The following is a 16052-nucleotide window of genomic DNA, read 5'->3' on the forward strand; positions in this document are numbered from 1 at the left end:
ATGGCGTTTCATCAAGTCCTCGGCCCCGACTACTATGCCAAGGTGCATGCCGATATACGCACCCGCATGGCGCGCGAAGGCATCGACCTGCTGCTGCTCGATTCCAATGACGACGTCATCTATACGACCGGCTTTTCGCACTATACGACCGAGCGTCCGGTGGTGTTCGCGATCAGCCAGGCCGGCGCCTGGCTGCTGCTACCCAAGCTGGAAGAGAGCCATGCGGCACACCAGAACATCGCGGCTGAGCCGATCATCTATTTCGAATTTCCCGGCGTCGACGGCGCCTTCAGCGTGCTGGGCCGGGCCTTTGACGACATCAAGGGCACCGTGGCCTATAGCCATGCCATTTCGCTGGCGCGGGTAAGCCAGATCGAGGCGGCTTTTCCCCATGCGCGCTGCGTGCCGAGCAATCTGGTGCAGCAGATGCGGCTGATCAAATATCCCGAGGAAATCGTGCTGCATCGCGAGGCGGCGCGAATTTCCGACGCCATGGTGGTGGCCGGGGTCGGGCTGATTGCCGATGCGATGGCGTCGGGCGGCACGCTGCCCAGCGAAATCGAGATCGAATCCTTCGTGTCGCGCCATGCGATGAAGATCATGCATGAAGAGCATGCCGACCTGATGCTGGTGCAGGGGCTGGCCAGCGGGCTGGTCTATTCGGGGGCGCGTTCCGCCTTTCCCCATGGCATGCCAACCGGCAATCCGGTCAAGCGCGGGGAGAGCATCATCCTGTCGCTGGGCTGCCGCGTCGGCGGCCGCGCCGCCGAGAGCGAGCGCACGCTGTTCATCGGCGAACCCAGCGCCATCCAGCTTGGGCATTATGCCGTGGCCTATGAGGCCCAGCGCATGGCCACGGCGGCGCTGATCGCCGGCCATACCTGCGCCTCGGCCGACAACCTGGCGCTGGCCTTTATCCGCGACAGCGGCATGAGTGACTACCTGCTGCACCGGGTCGGGCATGGCATGGGCGTGATGTTCCATGAGGCGCCCTGGGTCGAGGCCGGCGACCAGACGATCCTCGAGCCCGGCATGATCACTTCGAGCGAGCCGGCGATCTTCGTGCCTGACTTTGCCGGCTACCGCATTGCCGACACCGTGCTGATCACGGCCGAAGGACCAGACAGCATGACCCATTACCCACGACAGATCGAGGACGTGGTCATTGGCTGACGCGACCCCAACGGACAAGGAGCCGACGCCATGATTGCCTATGTCGTCCGCCGGCTGCTGCTGCTCATTCCCATGGCCATCGGCATGGTGGTGGTGACTTTCGGGTTGCTGCTGCTGATCCCGGGTGATCCGGCCGCCGTGCTGCTGGGGCAGGACGCGACGCCCGAGGCCATCCTCACGCTGCGCAATGCGCTGGGGCTTAACGACCCCTGGTATGTCAGGCTGTGGGACTATTTTGCCGCCCTGCTGCAAGGCGATATGGGGCGGTCGATCTTCCAGAACCAGCCGGTGGCCGATATCATTGCCGGGCGGCTGGGGGCGACGATCGAACTGGCCGTGGTGGCGCTGCTGCTGGCCACGCTGATCGGCATGACGCTGGGCGTGCTCGCCGCCATTCGCCAGGGCTCCTGGATCGATACGGTGACCATGCTGTTTGCCCAGCTCGGCGTGTCCATGCCGGTCTATTGGCTGGGCCTGCTGCTGATGTTGTTGTTTGCGGTGCAACTGGGCTGGTTGCCGGCCATCGGCCGCGGTGTGCCGCTGCATGAGGCGGTGTTTGCCGCGATTACCGGACGGCCACAGGTGCTGTGGGATTCTCTCAGCCACATAGCCCTGCCGGCCGTGGCGCTGGCGGCCAATTCGGCAGCGATCATTTCGCGGCTGGTGCGGGCCTCGATGCTTGAAGTGTTGCGCGAGGACTTCGTCCGAACCGCCTATGCCAAGGGGTTGCGCCGGGGCAGGGTGGTGGTTCGCCACGCGCTGCGCAATGCGCTGCTGCCGGTACTCAGCGTCATCGGGCTTCGCTTTGGGGCGCTACTGGGCGGCGCCGTGATCACCGAGTCCATTTTTGCCTGGCCCGGGCTTGGCCAGTTGACCATTGCGGCGATCTCGCAGCGCGACCTGCCGCTGATCCAGGGCATCGTGCTGACCTTCGCCATCGTCTATGCGCTGGTCAACCTGGCCGTCGACCTTCTCTATGCCGCGGTCGATCCGCGCATCCGGCTCGGGTGACCGCCATGCAATTGCCAAAAGCGCTGCGCAATACCTCGCTGGTCATCGGCGCGCTCATCACCCTGTTCATCATCCTCTGCGCCGTTTTCGCGCCCTATGTCGCGACCCATGGCGTCGAACAGATGGACATGCGCAACCGCTTTGCCGGGCCGACCCTCGAGCATATTCTGGGCACCGACAATTTTGGCCGGGACCTGTGGTCGCGCCTGGTTTTCGGCGCCCGGGTATCGCTGACCATCGCCATCATCTCGGTGGTCTGCTCGGCGCTGATCGGGACGGTGGTGGGGCTGGTGGCCGGCTATTTCGGCGGCTGGGTCGACCAGGTGCTGATGCGCATCACCGACGTCTTCCTGGGCTTTCCGGCCATCGTGCTGGCGCTGGCCATTGTCGCCGTACTCGGGCCGGGCGTGCTCAACGTGTCCTTTGCCATCATCGTGGTGGCCTGGACCGAATATGCCCGCGTGGTGCGGGCCACGACGCTGGTATTGCGCGAGCAGAACTATGTGCAGGCGGCGCGCGCCCTGGGCGCCAGCCCGGTGCGCATCCTGTTCAAGGAAATCCTGCCCAATGCGCTGGGGCCGATCATCGTGCTCTCCTCGCTGGGGCTGGGCACCGCGATCATCGCTGAATCGGCACTGAGCTTTCTCGGCTTCGGCCTGCCGCCGCCGACCCCGACCTGGGGCTGGACGCTCGCCTATGGCACCAAGTTCATGCGCGATGCGCCCTGGCTCTCCATCATTTCGGGCGCGACCATCATGGTCACCGTGCTCGGTTTCAACCTCCTGGGCGACGGGCTCAGGGACGTACTCGATCCGCGCCAGCTGTCACGCGGCGGCGACAAGGCCAGCAAGGCCAAATAAGTGAAGGAAGAATGAGAATGGTACAGTCCATCAACCAGCTCCGGCCCAAATTCACCACCAATGCCGATGGCAGCGATGCCGTGCTGTTCATGCACGAGCTGGTGGGCGAGGAGGATGGCCCGACGATCGGCATTTCCGCATCGATCCACGGCAATGAAAATACCGGTTCGCAGGCCATTCTTGAGCTGTTCCACCTGCTTAAGGATATGCCCCTCAAGGGCCGTATCCTGCTGCTGCCCGTGGCCAATCCATCGGCCTTTGCCGTCAATGAGCGTTTCGCCACCATCGACAAGGTCGACCTCAATCGCCAGTTCCCGGGCAATCCAAAGGGCACCTACAGCCAGCAGCTGGCCCATGCGCTGACCGAGCACTACCTCAACGTCATCGATATCCATATCGACCTGCATAGCGGCACCGACCGCCCGACCGTGGACTATGTCTATATCTGGAACGACGAGGAACTCTCGCGGGCCTTTGGGTCGAAGCTGCTCTACCGTCCGGTCGAGAACAAGCAGGGCACGGTGTTTGGCGGCACAACCAAATCGGTGACCATCGATACGCGTAACATTCCGGTTGCGGTTATCGAGCTGGGCGGCGGCATTGTCGACCAGACGCCCTATATCAAGCGGACCGTCGATGGCGTGCTCAACATGCTGCGGACCAAGGGCGTAATCCCGGGCCCTGTGGTGCCCAATCCCAAGCAGATCGTCGTCACCGAACTGGCCGGCATCCGCCCGAGCCAGGGCGGCTGGATCGAGACACTGGCGCCCGCCAATGGCGAGGTCATTACCGGCGACCAGCTGCTGGGCCGGGTCGTCAGTCCCTATAATTTCGAGGTGCTCGAAGAGATCAAGACCCCGTTCGCCAATGGCGTGATGATCATGCAGCACCTCACCCGCAATCTCGTGCAGAGCGGCGACTATGCGTACATGGTCGGCAATCTCGATGGTGCGACCGACTGATCAAGCCATTGCCTCGCGGTCATGCCGCGACGCTGACAGCAAGGAAACGACAGCGATGATTGCCCAAACAGCCGAGTCCCAAGCTCCCGTGCTGGACGTCAGGGATCTCGAGATTGAGATTCGTGGCGCCAATGGCTCTTTTGCTGTCGTTTCCGACATGAACCTGCACGTGCATGCAGGGGAAACCCTCTGCATCGTGGGGGAAAGCGGCTGCGGCAAATCCATGACGGCGCTGGCGCTGCTGCGCCTGCTGCCGGAGGCGGCCAAGGTGGCGTCGGGCCAGATACTGATCGATGGCGACGACTTTCTCGCCATGGGGCAGCGCCAGGTCGAGGATTTCCGCGGCGAGCAGATCGCCATGATCTTCCAGGAGCCGCTGACGGCGCTCAACCCGGTGCTGCGCATTGGCGAGCAGATTGCCGAGGCGGTCCGCCAGCACCGCAAATGCTCGCACAAGGCGGCCAGGGCCAAGGCGATCGATACGCTGCAGCTGGTGCAGATGCCCGATCCGGAGCGGCGAGCAACGCAGTTTCCGCATGAACTGTCGGGCGGCATGCGACAGCGGGCCATGATTGCCCTGGCATTGGCCTGCGACCCCAAGATCATCATCGCCGACGAGCCGACCACGGCGCTGGACGTCACCATCCAGGCGCAGATCCTGGGGCTGATTTCGGACCTGCAGAAGCGGCTGGGCACGGCGCAGATCCTGATCACTCATGATCTGGGCGTGGTGTCGGAAGTCGCCGACCGGGTGATCGTGATGTATGCCGGCCGCAAGGTGGAGGAGGCCAGCGTCTATGATCTCTTCGACCGGCCGTTTCATCCCTATACGGTCGGGCTGATGGGCGCGGTGCCGCGGCCGGGCGCCTCGAGCCAGGCGGGCGACCGGCTGGCCGACATTTCGGGGACGGTGCCGGCGCTGTGGGACTTGCCCAAGGGCTGCGCCTTTGCCCCGCGCTGCCCCAATGCCTCGGCGCGCTGCATCGATGAGCGGCCGCCCTTTGAAGAAAAACGTCCCGGCCATTGGGCCGCCTGCTGGGAGCATGACGATGCAGCCTGATTCAACGGCTTTGCTGAGCGTCGACAATCTGGCGGTGCATTTCCCCATTCGGGCCGGCGTGCTGCAGCGCCAGGTCGGCGCGGTCAAGGCGGTCGACGGGGTGAGCTTTTCCCTCGGCCGCGGCGAGACGCTGAGCCTGGTTGGCGAAAGCGGCTGCGGTAAATCCACCACGGGCCTGGCGCTGATGGGCCTGGTCAAGCCGACAGGGGGCGTGGTCAATTTCGATGGCCAGGAAATCCGCGGTTTCGATCGCAAGGCGCTCAAGAGCTATCGCCGCCGCATGCAGATCGTGTTCCAGGACCCGTTTTCCTCGCTCAATCCACGCCAGCGGGTGAAGGACATCATTCGCGCGCCGCTCGATATCCACAAGGTGGGCACCAAGGCCGAGCGCGACGACCGGGTGGCCGAGCTGATGCAGCGGGTCGGTCTGCGGCCGGACCAGGCGGACAATTTCGCGCATCAGTTCTCCGGCGGGCAGCGGCAGCGCATCGGCATTGCCCGGGCGCTGGCGCTCAACCCCGATGTCATCGTCTGCGACGAGCCGGTCTCGGCGCTGGACGTCTCGGTGCAGGCGCAGATCCTCAACCTGCTCGGCGATCTGCAGCGGGACCTGGGTGTGTCCTATCTCGCCATCTCCCATGACCTGGGCGTGGTGGAATATATCTCGCACCGGGTGGCGGTGATGTATCTGGGGCGGATCGTCGAGATCGCGCCCAAGACAACGATCTTTGCCAGCCCCACCCATCCCTATACAGAGCTGCTGATGCGCTCGGCGCCGTCGCACGACCCGCGTCAGCGCCACCAGTTCAGCGCCACCAATGACGATATACCGAGTGCCACACGCAAGCCGCCGGGCTGCCCATTCCACACCCGGTGCCCGCTGGCGACCGACGTCTGCAAGACCGTCGAGCCGGCGCTGACGCCGCGCGAAGACGGCCAGCTGGTCGCCTGCCACCATAGATGAGCCGCAAGGACCAACCATGACCACCAGATATGTTTTTACCGGCGGCCGTGTGCTCGATGCGGCTGCGGGCGTGTTGCGCGATGGCCTCGACGTGCTGGTGACGGGGGACCGCATTGCGGCCGTCGGCTCGGGCCTGGCCGTGCCGGAGAACTGCGTCACCATCGATGTCGGCGGCCGCACCATCATGCCGGGACTGATCGACTGCCATGTGCATGTCGTGGCCGAGACGCTCGACCTGTGGAGCAATATGACGGCGCCGGCCTCGCTGTCGGCGCTGCGCGCGGCGCGGGTGATGGATGAAGCGCTGCTGCGCGGCTTTACCACGCTGCGCGATCTGGGCGGGGCCGATTACGGGCTGGTGCGGGCGGTCAATGAGGGCATCATCGCCGGGCCGCGCCTCGTCATCTGCGGCAAGGGACTGACCACGACGGGCGGTCATGCTGATCTGCGCTCGCGCACCGATGACCGGCCGGGCCTGTTCTCGGACCGACTGGGCTCGATGGGGCTGATCGTGGACGGTGTCGACAATGTCCGCGCCGCCTGCCGCACCATGATCAAGGAGGGCGCCAGCTTCATCAAGGTCATGGCCAATGGCGGGGTGTCATCGCCCAATGACCCGATCCATTCGATCCAGTATTCGCGCGATGAGATCGCGGCCATGGTGGAAGAGGCCGACAATGCCGGGCTCTATGTTTCGGCCCATGTCTATACGGACAGGGCGATCCGGCGCTGCGTCGAGCTGGGTGTGCATTCGCTGGAGCACTGCAACTTGATCGAGCCGGAAACGGCGCGATTGGCCGCCGAAAAGGGCTGCATCGCCGTGCCCACGCTGGTCGCCTATGACGCGCTGGCGCTGGAGGGCGAGGCGCTGGGCCTGGGGGCTGCCGAGTTCGCCAAGATCGAAATCGTGCGCAGCGGTGGGCTGCGCTCGCTCGAAGTGATGCGCGATGCCGGCCTGCCGATGGCCTTTGGCTCGGACCTGCTGGGCAGCCTGCGCCGGTATCACTGCATGGAATTCGAGTTGCTGGCCAAGGTGCTGACGCCGGCCGACATCATCCGGTCAGCCACGACGATCGGCGCGCAGCTATGCCGGCTGGAGGGTGAGGCCGGCGTTATTGCGGCGGGCGCTTCGGCGGATCTGCTGGTGGTCGATGGCAATCCGCTCGACAATATCGGCCTGCTGCAGGACGATGGCGCGCACCTGAGGGTGATCATGGCGCGCGGCCGGCTGGCCAAAAACGCGCTTAACTGACGTCAGGCAGGCCGGCGGGCCAAGGTGAGCCAAGATGCTGTTTGGATTGTTCGTATTGCTGGCCTGTCAGCTGGCGGGTGAGGTGATCGCGCGGGCTCAGCCTGCCGGTGCCCGGTCCGGTCGTCGGTATTGCCCTGCTGCTGGCCCTGCTGAGCCTGCAAGGGCAACTGCGCCGCCCGGAAGCCGCCGAGCAAGGCTACGTCGCAAAGGCCGCCGACGGGCTGCTGGCCAATCTGGGGTTGGTATTCGTTCCTGTCGGGGCTGGCATTCCCAGCACTACAGGCTGATTTCGACAATGGCATCGCGGTGGTCGCCGGTCTGGTGCTTTCGACCCTACTGACGCTGCTGGTCGCAGTGGGGTGTTTCGCGGCGTGGCACGGCGGGTGGCGAGACGCGGGGCGACCCCATGGACAGACATGGGCGCATTCTCACTCGATCATGTTGTTTCGGGCGCAGTGCTATCGAAATGTCGGGCAAGTATGGCTGCGGCCAGGGCGACAACGGCAGAGGCCAGCATCACGAACAATAGGCCAGCCTGGGCATTCTCGACCGTTAAAACGGCACCCGTGACCGCTGCCGTGATGGAGGCGCCTGCGACCGTAATCGCACCCGCCAGACCGGCCGCACTTCCCGTGTGTGTCGAACGAACTGAAATCGCTCCAGCGTTGGCGCTCGGCTGCGTAAGGCCGTTCGACACGCCAACGAACAGGCAGGGCCCGAACAATGCCAGCACATGATCGATGCCGGCAGCGTATAGGACGAGGCCGATCAAGAGGCCGGCGCAGGCCATAATCCGTCCGACAACCAACATTGTGGTCACCGGCAACCTGCCGGCGAGCCGCCCGGCTAGAAAGCTGCCGACCATGAAGCCGCCTGTGATCGAGCCCATATACAGACCGAGGATTGCTGGCGACAGGTCGAAAGCCGAGGCAGCCAGCGGCGCACCGGCAAGGAAGGCATAGAAGGCACCGACCGAGAAGGCCATGCAGACGCAATAGGCCCAGAAACGCTTCGAGCCGAGGAGTTCAGGATAGGCCCGATACTGTTCGGCTATCCTGCTCGATGGCGTGCGGTTCGTTTCGGTCAGATCGGTCCAGCACAAGACCAGAACCGCAGCCCCGAAAAGTGCCAGAACATAGAAGCCGGCCCTCCAACCGAGCAGCTGATCGAGTAGTCCACCAACTGTTGGCCCGAGCATAGGCGCTATGGCCCACGCCATGGCCAAATAGCCAAACTGACCTGCTGCCTGCTCCCGGCTGGTGGTGTCGCGGATTGCGGCAAGCGACACTGCATATGTCGGGGCGATGATGGCCTGGACCATTCGGCAGGCCAGGAAGGTCCCCGCATCGGGCGCCATGGCACAGCCGATCGTCGCCACGATGAAAATCGCCAGTGTCCAAAGGATCACGGGGCGGCGACCAAACCGGTCAGAAAGGGGACCAATAACCAGTTGAAGGCATGCTGACACTCCAGCATAGGCCGCCAGGGAAAGGCCCATAATCCCGTAGGCGACATCGAACTCGGTGGCCATGCTCGGCAGTGACGGGAGAAAGAAATTGATCGGCAGAATGGCGAGCGCCGACAACAGGATCAGCGTCGCAAGACGGGGTTTGGATGATGCAGTTCGCACGATGATGACCGCTAAGGTTGCACAGTGGAGGGGCAATAAAAAAGCCCCGCTTGGGGGCTAAATTTACCGCGCATGGGTGCTTTCGCCTGACAGCTACGCTGCCGTGCCCATGCGCCCACTTACTACAAACAAGCCGATCTCGATTATCATGCGATGAGTGTTAGGTCCGAACCTGCGCGTCGTCAACTTCGCCTTTCATCAGTGGCGAAGGGCAGCAAGTGGATACTGGGTCCCAAAAGCCGCCCGTCCGTTTCCCACCCCCGTTGTCGCTATTGCCTCGACGTGAGCGGACAGTCCGCTTTTAGGAAGTCGGAGAGGCAGCCTGGATGGCCGGAACCGACGTAAACTCTGAATGGACCAGACTGTGCTGCAAAGTGGGACACACAGCGGGCCATAGATGCTCGTTCATTCGCTTTCCGCTCCAGTCTTGCCTTTCATACTGAGCAGCAGCTTGAAAGGCCGACCGGCCGGGCTTATCCCTTGTGTCGCCGACAGCAGGTCGTGGCCGGCAGAGCGATGGGCGCAACGGGGGACTTGGCTGAGCCACCGCGCCCGATCCACCCCTCAGGATTGCGTCCTGTGAGGCTTCTTGCACAGGTGTCGCGGCGCGATTGAGGCTGTTTCGTGACATGCGCGTCATGCATCACAGCGTCACCCCAGGTCATGTTGACCCTCCCATGCATGCATTCTCAACTGCGCGTCCATTGTCATCGTCCCGGTGATGATGGTGGTCCGGCGCGTGCCGGGCGCATGCAATAGCCGCCGGGCCACTGGGCCTACCGGCCAGGTCACCGCCTGGAACAGGAGCCGCGCATTGCCAAAGATATTGTATCTCGTGCACAACCTTGCCGATCCGGCGGTAGGCCGGCGTGTCGCCATGTTCCGCCAGGGCGGCGCCGAGGTCGATCTGGCCGGCTTCCGGCGCGGCGACGCGCCGCCGCCCCGGCTGCCGCTCGACCGCGTTGTCGAACTCGATGTCACCCATGACGGCCGCATGCTGCAGCGCATGGGGGCCACGCTGGCGGCCGCCTGGCGGGCTCCCCGCTGGGCAAGGCAGCTGCGACGCCCGGACGTCATCGTCGCGCGCAACCTGGAAATGCTGGGCGTGGCGCAGCGGCTCATGCGGATCTGGGCCGTGCCGCCCATCCTGGTCTATGAATGTCTCGACATCCACCGGCTGATGCTGCGGACCGACCGGGTCGGGCAGGCGATGCGTGCGCTCGAGCAGCAGCTGATGCGCAATGTCGAGCTGGTCATCACCAGTTCGCCGGCCTTTGTCCGGCACTATTTCGACCGCTACGGCTCGCCCCCTGTGCGCCTGGTGGAGAACAAGGTGTTCGCACCGGACATATCGGCCTTCGGCAGCAACCCGGTGCTGGCGGCTGATCCCGGCGTGCTGCGGGTCGGCTGGTTCGGCGCCCTGCGCTGCAACAGGTCGCTGGCGGCCCTGCAGGCGCTGTCGCAGCGCCTTGACGGGCACGTCAAGGTCACGCTGGCCGGGCGGCCGGCCTTGACCGAGCTTGGCGATTTCCATCGCCGCGTGGCCCAGGCACCGCATATCCAGTTTCGGGGCGCCTTTGCCTATCCGCAGGATCTGCCCGCGCTCTATTCGGCGGTGCATTTCGTCTGGGCGATCGACTTTTTCGAGGCGGGGCTCAATTCCAACTGGTTGCTGCCCAACCGCCTCTATGAGGGGTGCCTCAATGGCGCGATCCCGATCGCGCTGGCCGGCACCGAGACGGCGCGGTTCATCGAGCGGCTCGGCATCGGCGTCGTGCTCCCCGATATTGCCCAAGACACCCTCGTGTCCATGTTCGCCGCCATGACACCGGCGCGTGTTCTCGAACTGGCGGCCGGCGTGGCCGCGCAGGAACGCCTCACCTTTCTCTGCGAGGCGCGTGAATGCACCGATCTGGTGCAGCGCCTCGCCACCCGCCGGTCCAACCGGCCCGCACTGGAGGCAGCCGCATGAGTGCCCGCACCCTGATCGTGGTTCCCACCCTCAATGAAGCGCGCCATATCGACGATCTGCTGTCGGCATTGCTGGTCGAGGCCGAGGCGCTTGATGCCACCATCGTTGTCGCGGATGGCGGTAGCGCTGACGCCACGTGCACGATCGTCATGGAATGGGCCCAGTATAGTCCGCGCGTACGCCTGCTCCACAATCCGCAGCGGATCCAGAGCGCAGCGATCAATCTGGTCGTGGCCGAATTCGGCGATACGGCCGATTATCTCATTCGCATCGATGCGCATGGGGCCTATCCGCCCGACTATTGCCGCAAGCTGGTCGCCGAAGCCGGTGAGCTTGGCGCGGCCTCGATTGTCGTGCCGATGATCACCGTGGGCGTGGCCCCGTTTCAGCGTGCGGTGGCCACGGCACAGAATTCTGCCATTGGCACCGGCGGCTCGGCGCACCGCTCGGGCAAGGCGCGCGGGCCGGTCGATCATGGCCATCACGCGCTGATGCGGGTCGATGCCTTTCGTGGCGTGGGCGGCTATGACCAGACCTTCCGTTTCAACGAGGATGCCGAGCTCGACTATCGGTTGCGCCAGGCCGGGCATACCATCTGGCTCACCGATCGCACGGCCATGACCTATTATCCGCGATCGACGGCAGCCGGGCTGTTCCGGCAGTATTTCGGCTATGGCGGGGGCAGGGCGCGCAATATCCTCAAGCACCGGGTGATGCCGCGCCTGCGGCAGCTGGCGCCCCTCGCCATCCTGCCGGTGGTGCTGCTGGCCGCCCTGTCGCTCTGGCATTGGGGGTTCCTGGTGCCGCTGGCGCTGTGGGGTATTGGCTGCATCGCCTTGGGCGTGCACGCGGCGCGCAAATACTATCCCGACTATGGCATGCCCATGGTGCTGTCGCCGCTGGTGGGCGTGGCGGCGATGATCATGCACCTGGCTTGGTCGTCCGGCTTCTGGGCGCATGTGGCGCAGCGGCCGTTCCGCCGCGGGTCGGTGTGATCGCATGGCCAGCATAGACATCTGCATCTGCACCTTTCGCCGCCCGTTCCTGGCAGAGACGCTGCAATCGATCGCCCGGTTAAGCACCGGTGCGCACGGTATCCGCGTGATCATTGCCGATAACGACCAGCAGCCCTCGGCGCGCGATCTGGTCGAGGACTGGCGCGGGCGCCTGCCCTTCGTGGTGACCTATGTGCATGCACCGGCGGCCAATATCTGCATTGCCCGCAATGCCTGCCTGGACCATGCCAGTGCCGATTTCGTCGCCTTCGTGGATGACGATGAGGTCGTTGCGCCCGGCTGGATAGAGGCTCTGGTGGGACAGGCCGAAGCAGGGCAGGCCGCAGCCGTGCTGGGTCCGGTTCGCGCCATCTATGCGCCGGACGCGCCGCGCTGGATGGTAGACGGCGATTTTCATTCCACGTTGCCGGTCTTTGTCGATGGGCAGATCCGGACGGGTTATACCTGCAATGTGCTGATCCGCTGGAGCCTGCCTTTTTCCGCCCTGCGCTTCGACCTGGCGCTGGGCCGGTCGGGCGGCGAGGATACGGCATTTTTCTATCAGCTGACGGCGCTGGGCGGCACGATCGCCTATGCCCCCGGCGCGCGGGTCGAGGAACCCGTGCCGGCCGACCGGGCCAGCATGGGCTGGCTGGTGCGTCGGCGCCTGCGCTTCGGCCAGACGCATGGCATGCTGCAGACGGGCCCGCGGGCCCGGGCGCTCGCCATTGTGGGCGCCAAGCTGGCCTATTGCAGCGCCATGACCGTGCTGACGACATTTTCCCCCGTATTGCGGCGCCGCAACTGGCTGCGCGCGATGCTCCACCTGGGCGTTGCCGGCGGCATCCTGGGTGTGCGCCAGGCAGCCCATTACGGGCAACCGACGCAGCAGTGACCCCTGTTTGATTTTTCCAGCCACCACGGCGGAGTACATGCATGCTTGAAAAGACCAGCTATCCGGAAACCCTGGCCCCGCAACAGGCCGATCTCAAGACGATCGACCTGGAACGGGTGGCTTCCCTGCTGCGGCGGCAGGCTCTGGTGCTGGGGCTGAGCGTCTTCGTGGCGCTGCTGCTGGCCGTGCTTTACCTGTCGCTGGCGCCGCGCAGCTATATGTCGGCGGGGCAGGTGCTGCTCGACCGCAACCTCGAACAGGCGGCCGGCGAGGGGGCCGTGCTGACCAATAGTGCCGATATGGAAGCGCAGGTGCTCAACCAGATCGAAGTGTTGCGCTCCAGCCGCGTGGCGGCGGCGGTGGCGCGGGCTGAAAACCTGATGACCGATGAGGCTTTCCTCAACCCGCCCCCCTCGTTCTCCCAGCGCGTGCGCGGGCTCGTACCCTTCCTGCAGGGGCCGCAGACGGCCAAGCTAGAAGCCAGCCTCGATGAGGTGGTGGGCATGCTGCGCGCCCATGTGCAGGTCGATCGCATGGGCCGTAGCTCGATCATCCGCGTGGGCTATGAGGCGGCGACGCCCGAACTGGCGCAGCGCATTGCCCAGGCCTATGCCGATGCCCTGCTGCAGGATCAGCTCAATGCCGAGCTGGAAGCGACCGGCGCCGCCGCCGACTGGCTGCAGCAGCGCCTGGCCGAGATCGGCGACAGCCAGCGCAATGCCAGCCTGGCCATCGAGACCTATCGCCAGCAGACCGGTCTGTCTGTGGGACAGGATCAGGAACTGACCACGCTGCGCATTGGCAGCCTGTCCAACCAGTTGGCCGAGGCACAGGCGGAAACCGCTCGGCTGCGCGCCCTGTCGGAAGAATTGCAGACCGTGGTCGCGGCCGGACCCGAGGCGGCCGCAAACTATGTATCGCTGCTGAGCGGCACGCAGGCGGACCCGGCCGAAATTGCCATATTGCGCACCCAGTCGGCCGGCCTGATCAGCCGGATCGCCGAGGTGCGCGCCAGCTTTGGCGAGGACCATCCGCAGTTGACCATCCTGGGCGCGGAAAAGCGTGCGCTCGACAGCCGCATCTATGCCCTGCTGCAAAATCTCGACGGGCAGTATCGCACGCAGCTGTCGATCGCCACCCAGCAGGAAGCCGGGCTGCGCAGCGACATCGACTCGGAAGGCCAGAGCGCCGGCCTGATCAGCCAGGAACAGGTGCGGCTCAATGAGCTGCAGCAGCGCTCCGATGCGTTGCGGTCGCTCTATAACAGCTACCTGCTGCGCTACGAGGAATCGGTGCAGCGCCAGAGCTTCCCGATCCCCTCGATCCGCATCGTCACCGATGCCCTGCTGCCCGACCAGCCATCGAGCCCGCGGACGCTGGTGATCCTGGCGGCAGCGCTGATTGGCGGCAGCTTTCTGGGTCTGATGCTGGGTACTATAAACGAGTTGCGCGAGCGCGGCTTCCGCGTCGGCTCGCAGGTGCAGCGCCATCTGCGCCTGCGCTTCCTGGGCTATGTGCCCAAGCTGCAACTCAAGCCCGGTGCGACGCCGGCCGAGCAGCTCAAGACCATTCGGACCCTGGTGCGCGGGGCCGACGGTCAGCGGATTGGCCGGCGCTGGGGCGGGCCCTATATGGAAACGCTCAAGGCGACGCGCCTGGTGATGCAGCCGATGGCTGAACGCGGCACCACTGTGCTGGGCGTGCTCTCGGCCCTGCCGGGCGAGGGCAAGACGCTTTTCGTCGCCTCCCTGGCCGAGATGCTGGCGGCTGCGGGATCGCGCGTGCTCATCGTCAGTGCCGACGAGAATACTCTGCAGAGCCGAACGGCCATGCCCAGCCGCATCCTGCCCTCGCAACGGGGCGACTGGCAGCAGGCTGCAATGACCGACGGTGACACCGGGATTGTGACACTCGCTGCCTCGGCGCCGGAGGCAGGCGGCGGCGACATTTCAGGTCCGGTTATGCAGAAGGTTCTGGCCGAGGCGCGCGGGCAGTTCGACTATGTGCTGCTCGACCTGCCGGCCCTGGGGCTGGTGATCGATGCGCTGTCGGTGCTGCCGCTGACCGACGGGGCCGTGCTGGTCACTGAATGGGGAAAGACGCCGCGCCGGCTGCTCAACAGCCTGCTGGAGCGGGAGCCGGAACTGGGCGACTACCTTATCGGCGTGGTGCTCAACAAAGTCGACCTGGACGCCTTGCCCCGGTTTACCGATGTGGGCGGGCTGGAACGTTTCGCCCACAATGCCGAGCAGCGGCTGGAAGCGGCGCCCCGTTAGGGCGCCGCCGGGCGATCATTCAGCGGCGATCTTGAAGCCTTCCATCAGGGCATCCTGCAGGCCAAGCTTGGACAGAGCCGCCAGGAAACCCTCGCCGATGTCGTCGCGCCCCAGGGCATAGGCGACATTGGCGGTGAGGAAGCCGATCTTGGAGCCGCAGTCGAAGGACTGGCCTTCATATTTCACGCCGATGAACTTCTGCTGCTGCATCAAAGTCTGCATGGCGTCGGTGAGCTGGATTTCTCCGCCGGCGCCGCGCGGTTGGTCGGCCAGCAGGGGGAACACCTCCGGCTGCAGGATATAGCGGCCCGAGATGATCAGGTTGGAGGGCGCATCGGCGACGGCGGGCTTTTCCACCATGGCATTGATGAGAAAGCTCTCGTCGTCGCCCTCGCCGCGTCCGACCACTCCATAGGAGGGGACTTCCGCCATCGGTACTTCCTCGACGGCCACGACATTGCCGCCGGTGACCTCATAGGTTTCCATCATCTGCTTGAGCACGCCGCGTGGCGCCTTGAACAGCATGTCGGGCAGCAGCAGGGCAAAGGGTTCATCGCCGACGATGTCGCGGGCGCACCAGACTGCGTGGCCAAGGCCGAGCGGTTCCTGCTGGCGGGTAAAGCTGGTCCGGCCGGCCGAGGGCAGGTCGCGTTGCAGTTCACGCAATATCCCCGTCTTGCCCCGGGCCTCCAGGTTTGCCTCGAGTTCGAACTGGCGGTCGAAATGGTCCTCGATGACGCCCTTGTTGCGCCCCGTGACAAAGACGAAATGGGTGATGCCGGCCTCGCGTGCCTCGTCCACCGCGTACTGGATCAGCGGTCGATCCACGACGGTGAGCATTTCCTTGGGCATGGCCTTGGTTGCAGGCAAAAATCGCGTACCCAGTCCTGCGACTGGAAAAACAGCAGTTTTTACACGTTTTGGCAATTCGCTCTCCTTATTCGAGGGGTGTGAGCGGATTGGACCATGTCGCGACAAGTCGAGCCAGACGAAACGCGGCTT

At 64.8% G+C, this 16052-nt stretch carries 14 protein-coding genes; 12 read left to right on the forward strand and 2 right to left on the reverse strand.

All coding sequences use genetic code 11. The annotated features are described in order from the left end of the window. From AC4NN3_RS01990 to AC4NN3_RS02025, 8 genes are all read left to right on the forward strand, one after another. Window positions 1-1173 (forward strand): M24 family metallopeptidase, encoded by a 1173-nt coding sequence (locus AC4NN3_RS01990; RefSeq protein ID WP_491925472.1) that lies wholly within the window; start codon window positions 1-3, stop codon window positions 1171-1173. Window positions 1174-1203: 30 nt separating this feature from the next. Next, window positions 1204-2184 carry an ABC transporter permease gene (locus AC4NN3_RS01995; RefSeq protein ID WP_491925473.1) on the forward strand — a complete coding sequence of 327 codons (981 nt, stop codon included), beginning with the start codon at window positions 1204-1206 and terminating at the stop codon, window positions 2182-2184. Between the two features lie 5 nt (window positions 2185-2189). Beyond that, the gene (locus AC4NN3_RS02000; protein WP_491925474.1) at window positions 2190-3044 is read left to right on the forward strand and encodes an ABC transporter permease; all 855 of its coding nucleotides are present in this window, start codon (window positions 2190-2192) and stop codon (window positions 3042-3044) included. A gap of 17 nt (window positions 3045-3061) precedes the next feature. Beyond that, complete coding sequence (locus AC4NN3_RS02005; protein WP_491925475.1) at window positions 3062-4006, forward strand: succinylglutamate desuccinylase/aspartoacylase family protein; 945 nt, start codon at window positions 3062-3064, stop codon at window positions 4004-4006. A 55-nt stretch (window positions 4007-4061) separates the two neighbouring features. After that, window positions 4062-5066 (forward strand): ABC transporter ATP-binding protein, encoded by a 1005-nt coding sequence (locus AC4NN3_RS02010; RefSeq protein ID WP_491925476.1) that lies wholly within the window; start codon window positions 4062-4064, stop codon window positions 5064-5066. Next, the gene (locus AC4NN3_RS02015) at window positions 5056-6030 is read left to right on the forward strand and encodes an ABC transporter ATP-binding protein (protein WP_491925477.1); all 975 of its coding nucleotides are present in this window, start codon (window positions 5056-5058) and stop codon (window positions 6028-6030) included. Before AC4NN3_RS02010 ends, AC4NN3_RS02015 begins: the two co-directional genes overlap by 11 nt. A 16-nt stretch (window positions 6031-6046) precedes the next feature. After that, the gene (locus AC4NN3_RS02020) at window positions 6047-7282 is read left to right on the forward strand and encodes a metal-dependent hydrolase family protein (RefSeq protein ID WP_491925478.1); all 1236 of its coding nucleotides are present in this window, start codon (window positions 6047-6049) and stop codon (window positions 7280-7282) included. Between the two features lie 107 nt (window positions 7283-7389). Next, entirely contained in the window at window positions 7390-7569 is a 180-nt protein-coding gene (locus AC4NN3_RS02025; protein WP_491925479.1) for a CidA/LrgA family protein, read from the forward strand. A 149-nt stretch (window positions 7570-7718) separates the two neighbouring features. Here the strand turns inward: AC4NN3_RS02025 and AC4NN3_RS02030 are convergent, their stop codons facing one another. After that, window positions 7719-8912, reverse strand: coding sequence for a multidrug effflux MFS transporter (locus AC4NN3_RS02030; RefSeq protein ID WP_491925480.1), 1194 nt, complete (start codon window positions 8910-8912; stop codon window positions 7719-7721). A gap of 814 nt (window positions 8913-9726) precedes the next feature. Between AC4NN3_RS02030 and AC4NN3_RS02035 the strand changes: the two genes are divergently transcribed. From AC4NN3_RS02035 to AC4NN3_RS02050, 4 genes are read left to right on the forward strand one after another with little or no spacing between them, the layout of a single operon-like run. Next, window positions 9727-10884, forward strand: a complete 1158-nt coding sequence (locus tag AC4NN3_RS02035) for a glycosyltransferase (protein WP_491925481.1) — start codon at window positions 9727-9729, stop codon at window positions 10882-10884. Then, window positions 10881-11879: a glycosyltransferase family 2 protein gene (locus AC4NN3_RS02040; protein WP_491925482.1), complete on the forward strand. Its 999-nt coding sequence runs from the start codon at window positions 10881-10883 to the stop codon at window positions 11877-11879. The genes AC4NN3_RS02035 and AC4NN3_RS02040 overlap by 4 nt, the downstream gene beginning before the upstream one ends. 4 nt (window positions 11880-11883) lie before the next feature. After that, a complete protein-coding gene (locus tag AC4NN3_RS02045; RefSeq protein ID WP_491925483.1) occupies window positions 11884-12774 on the forward strand; it encodes a glycosyltransferase family 2 protein in 891 nt (296 codons plus the stop codon). A 41-nt stretch (window positions 12775-12815) separates the two neighbouring features. Next, window positions 12816-15050, forward strand: coding sequence for a Wzz/FepE/Etk N-terminal domain-containing protein (locus tag AC4NN3_RS02050; protein ID WP_491925484.1), 2235 nt, complete (start codon window positions 12816-12818; stop codon window positions 15048-15050). 15 nt (window positions 15051-15065) lie between these two features. On the opposite strand, the gene galU is transcribed toward AC4NN3_RS02050, so the two are convergent. Further along, window positions 15066-15977 carry a UTP--glucose-1-phosphate uridylyltransferase GalU gene (gene galU / locus AC4NN3_RS02055; RefSeq protein ID WP_491925485.1) on the reverse strand — a complete coding sequence of 304 codons (912 nt, stop codon included), beginning with the start codon at window positions 15975-15977 and terminating at the stop codon, window positions 15066-15068. Window positions 15978-16052: the final 75 nt, after the last annotated feature.

Source organism: Devosia sp. MDV22-iso42 (assembly GCF_058629155.1).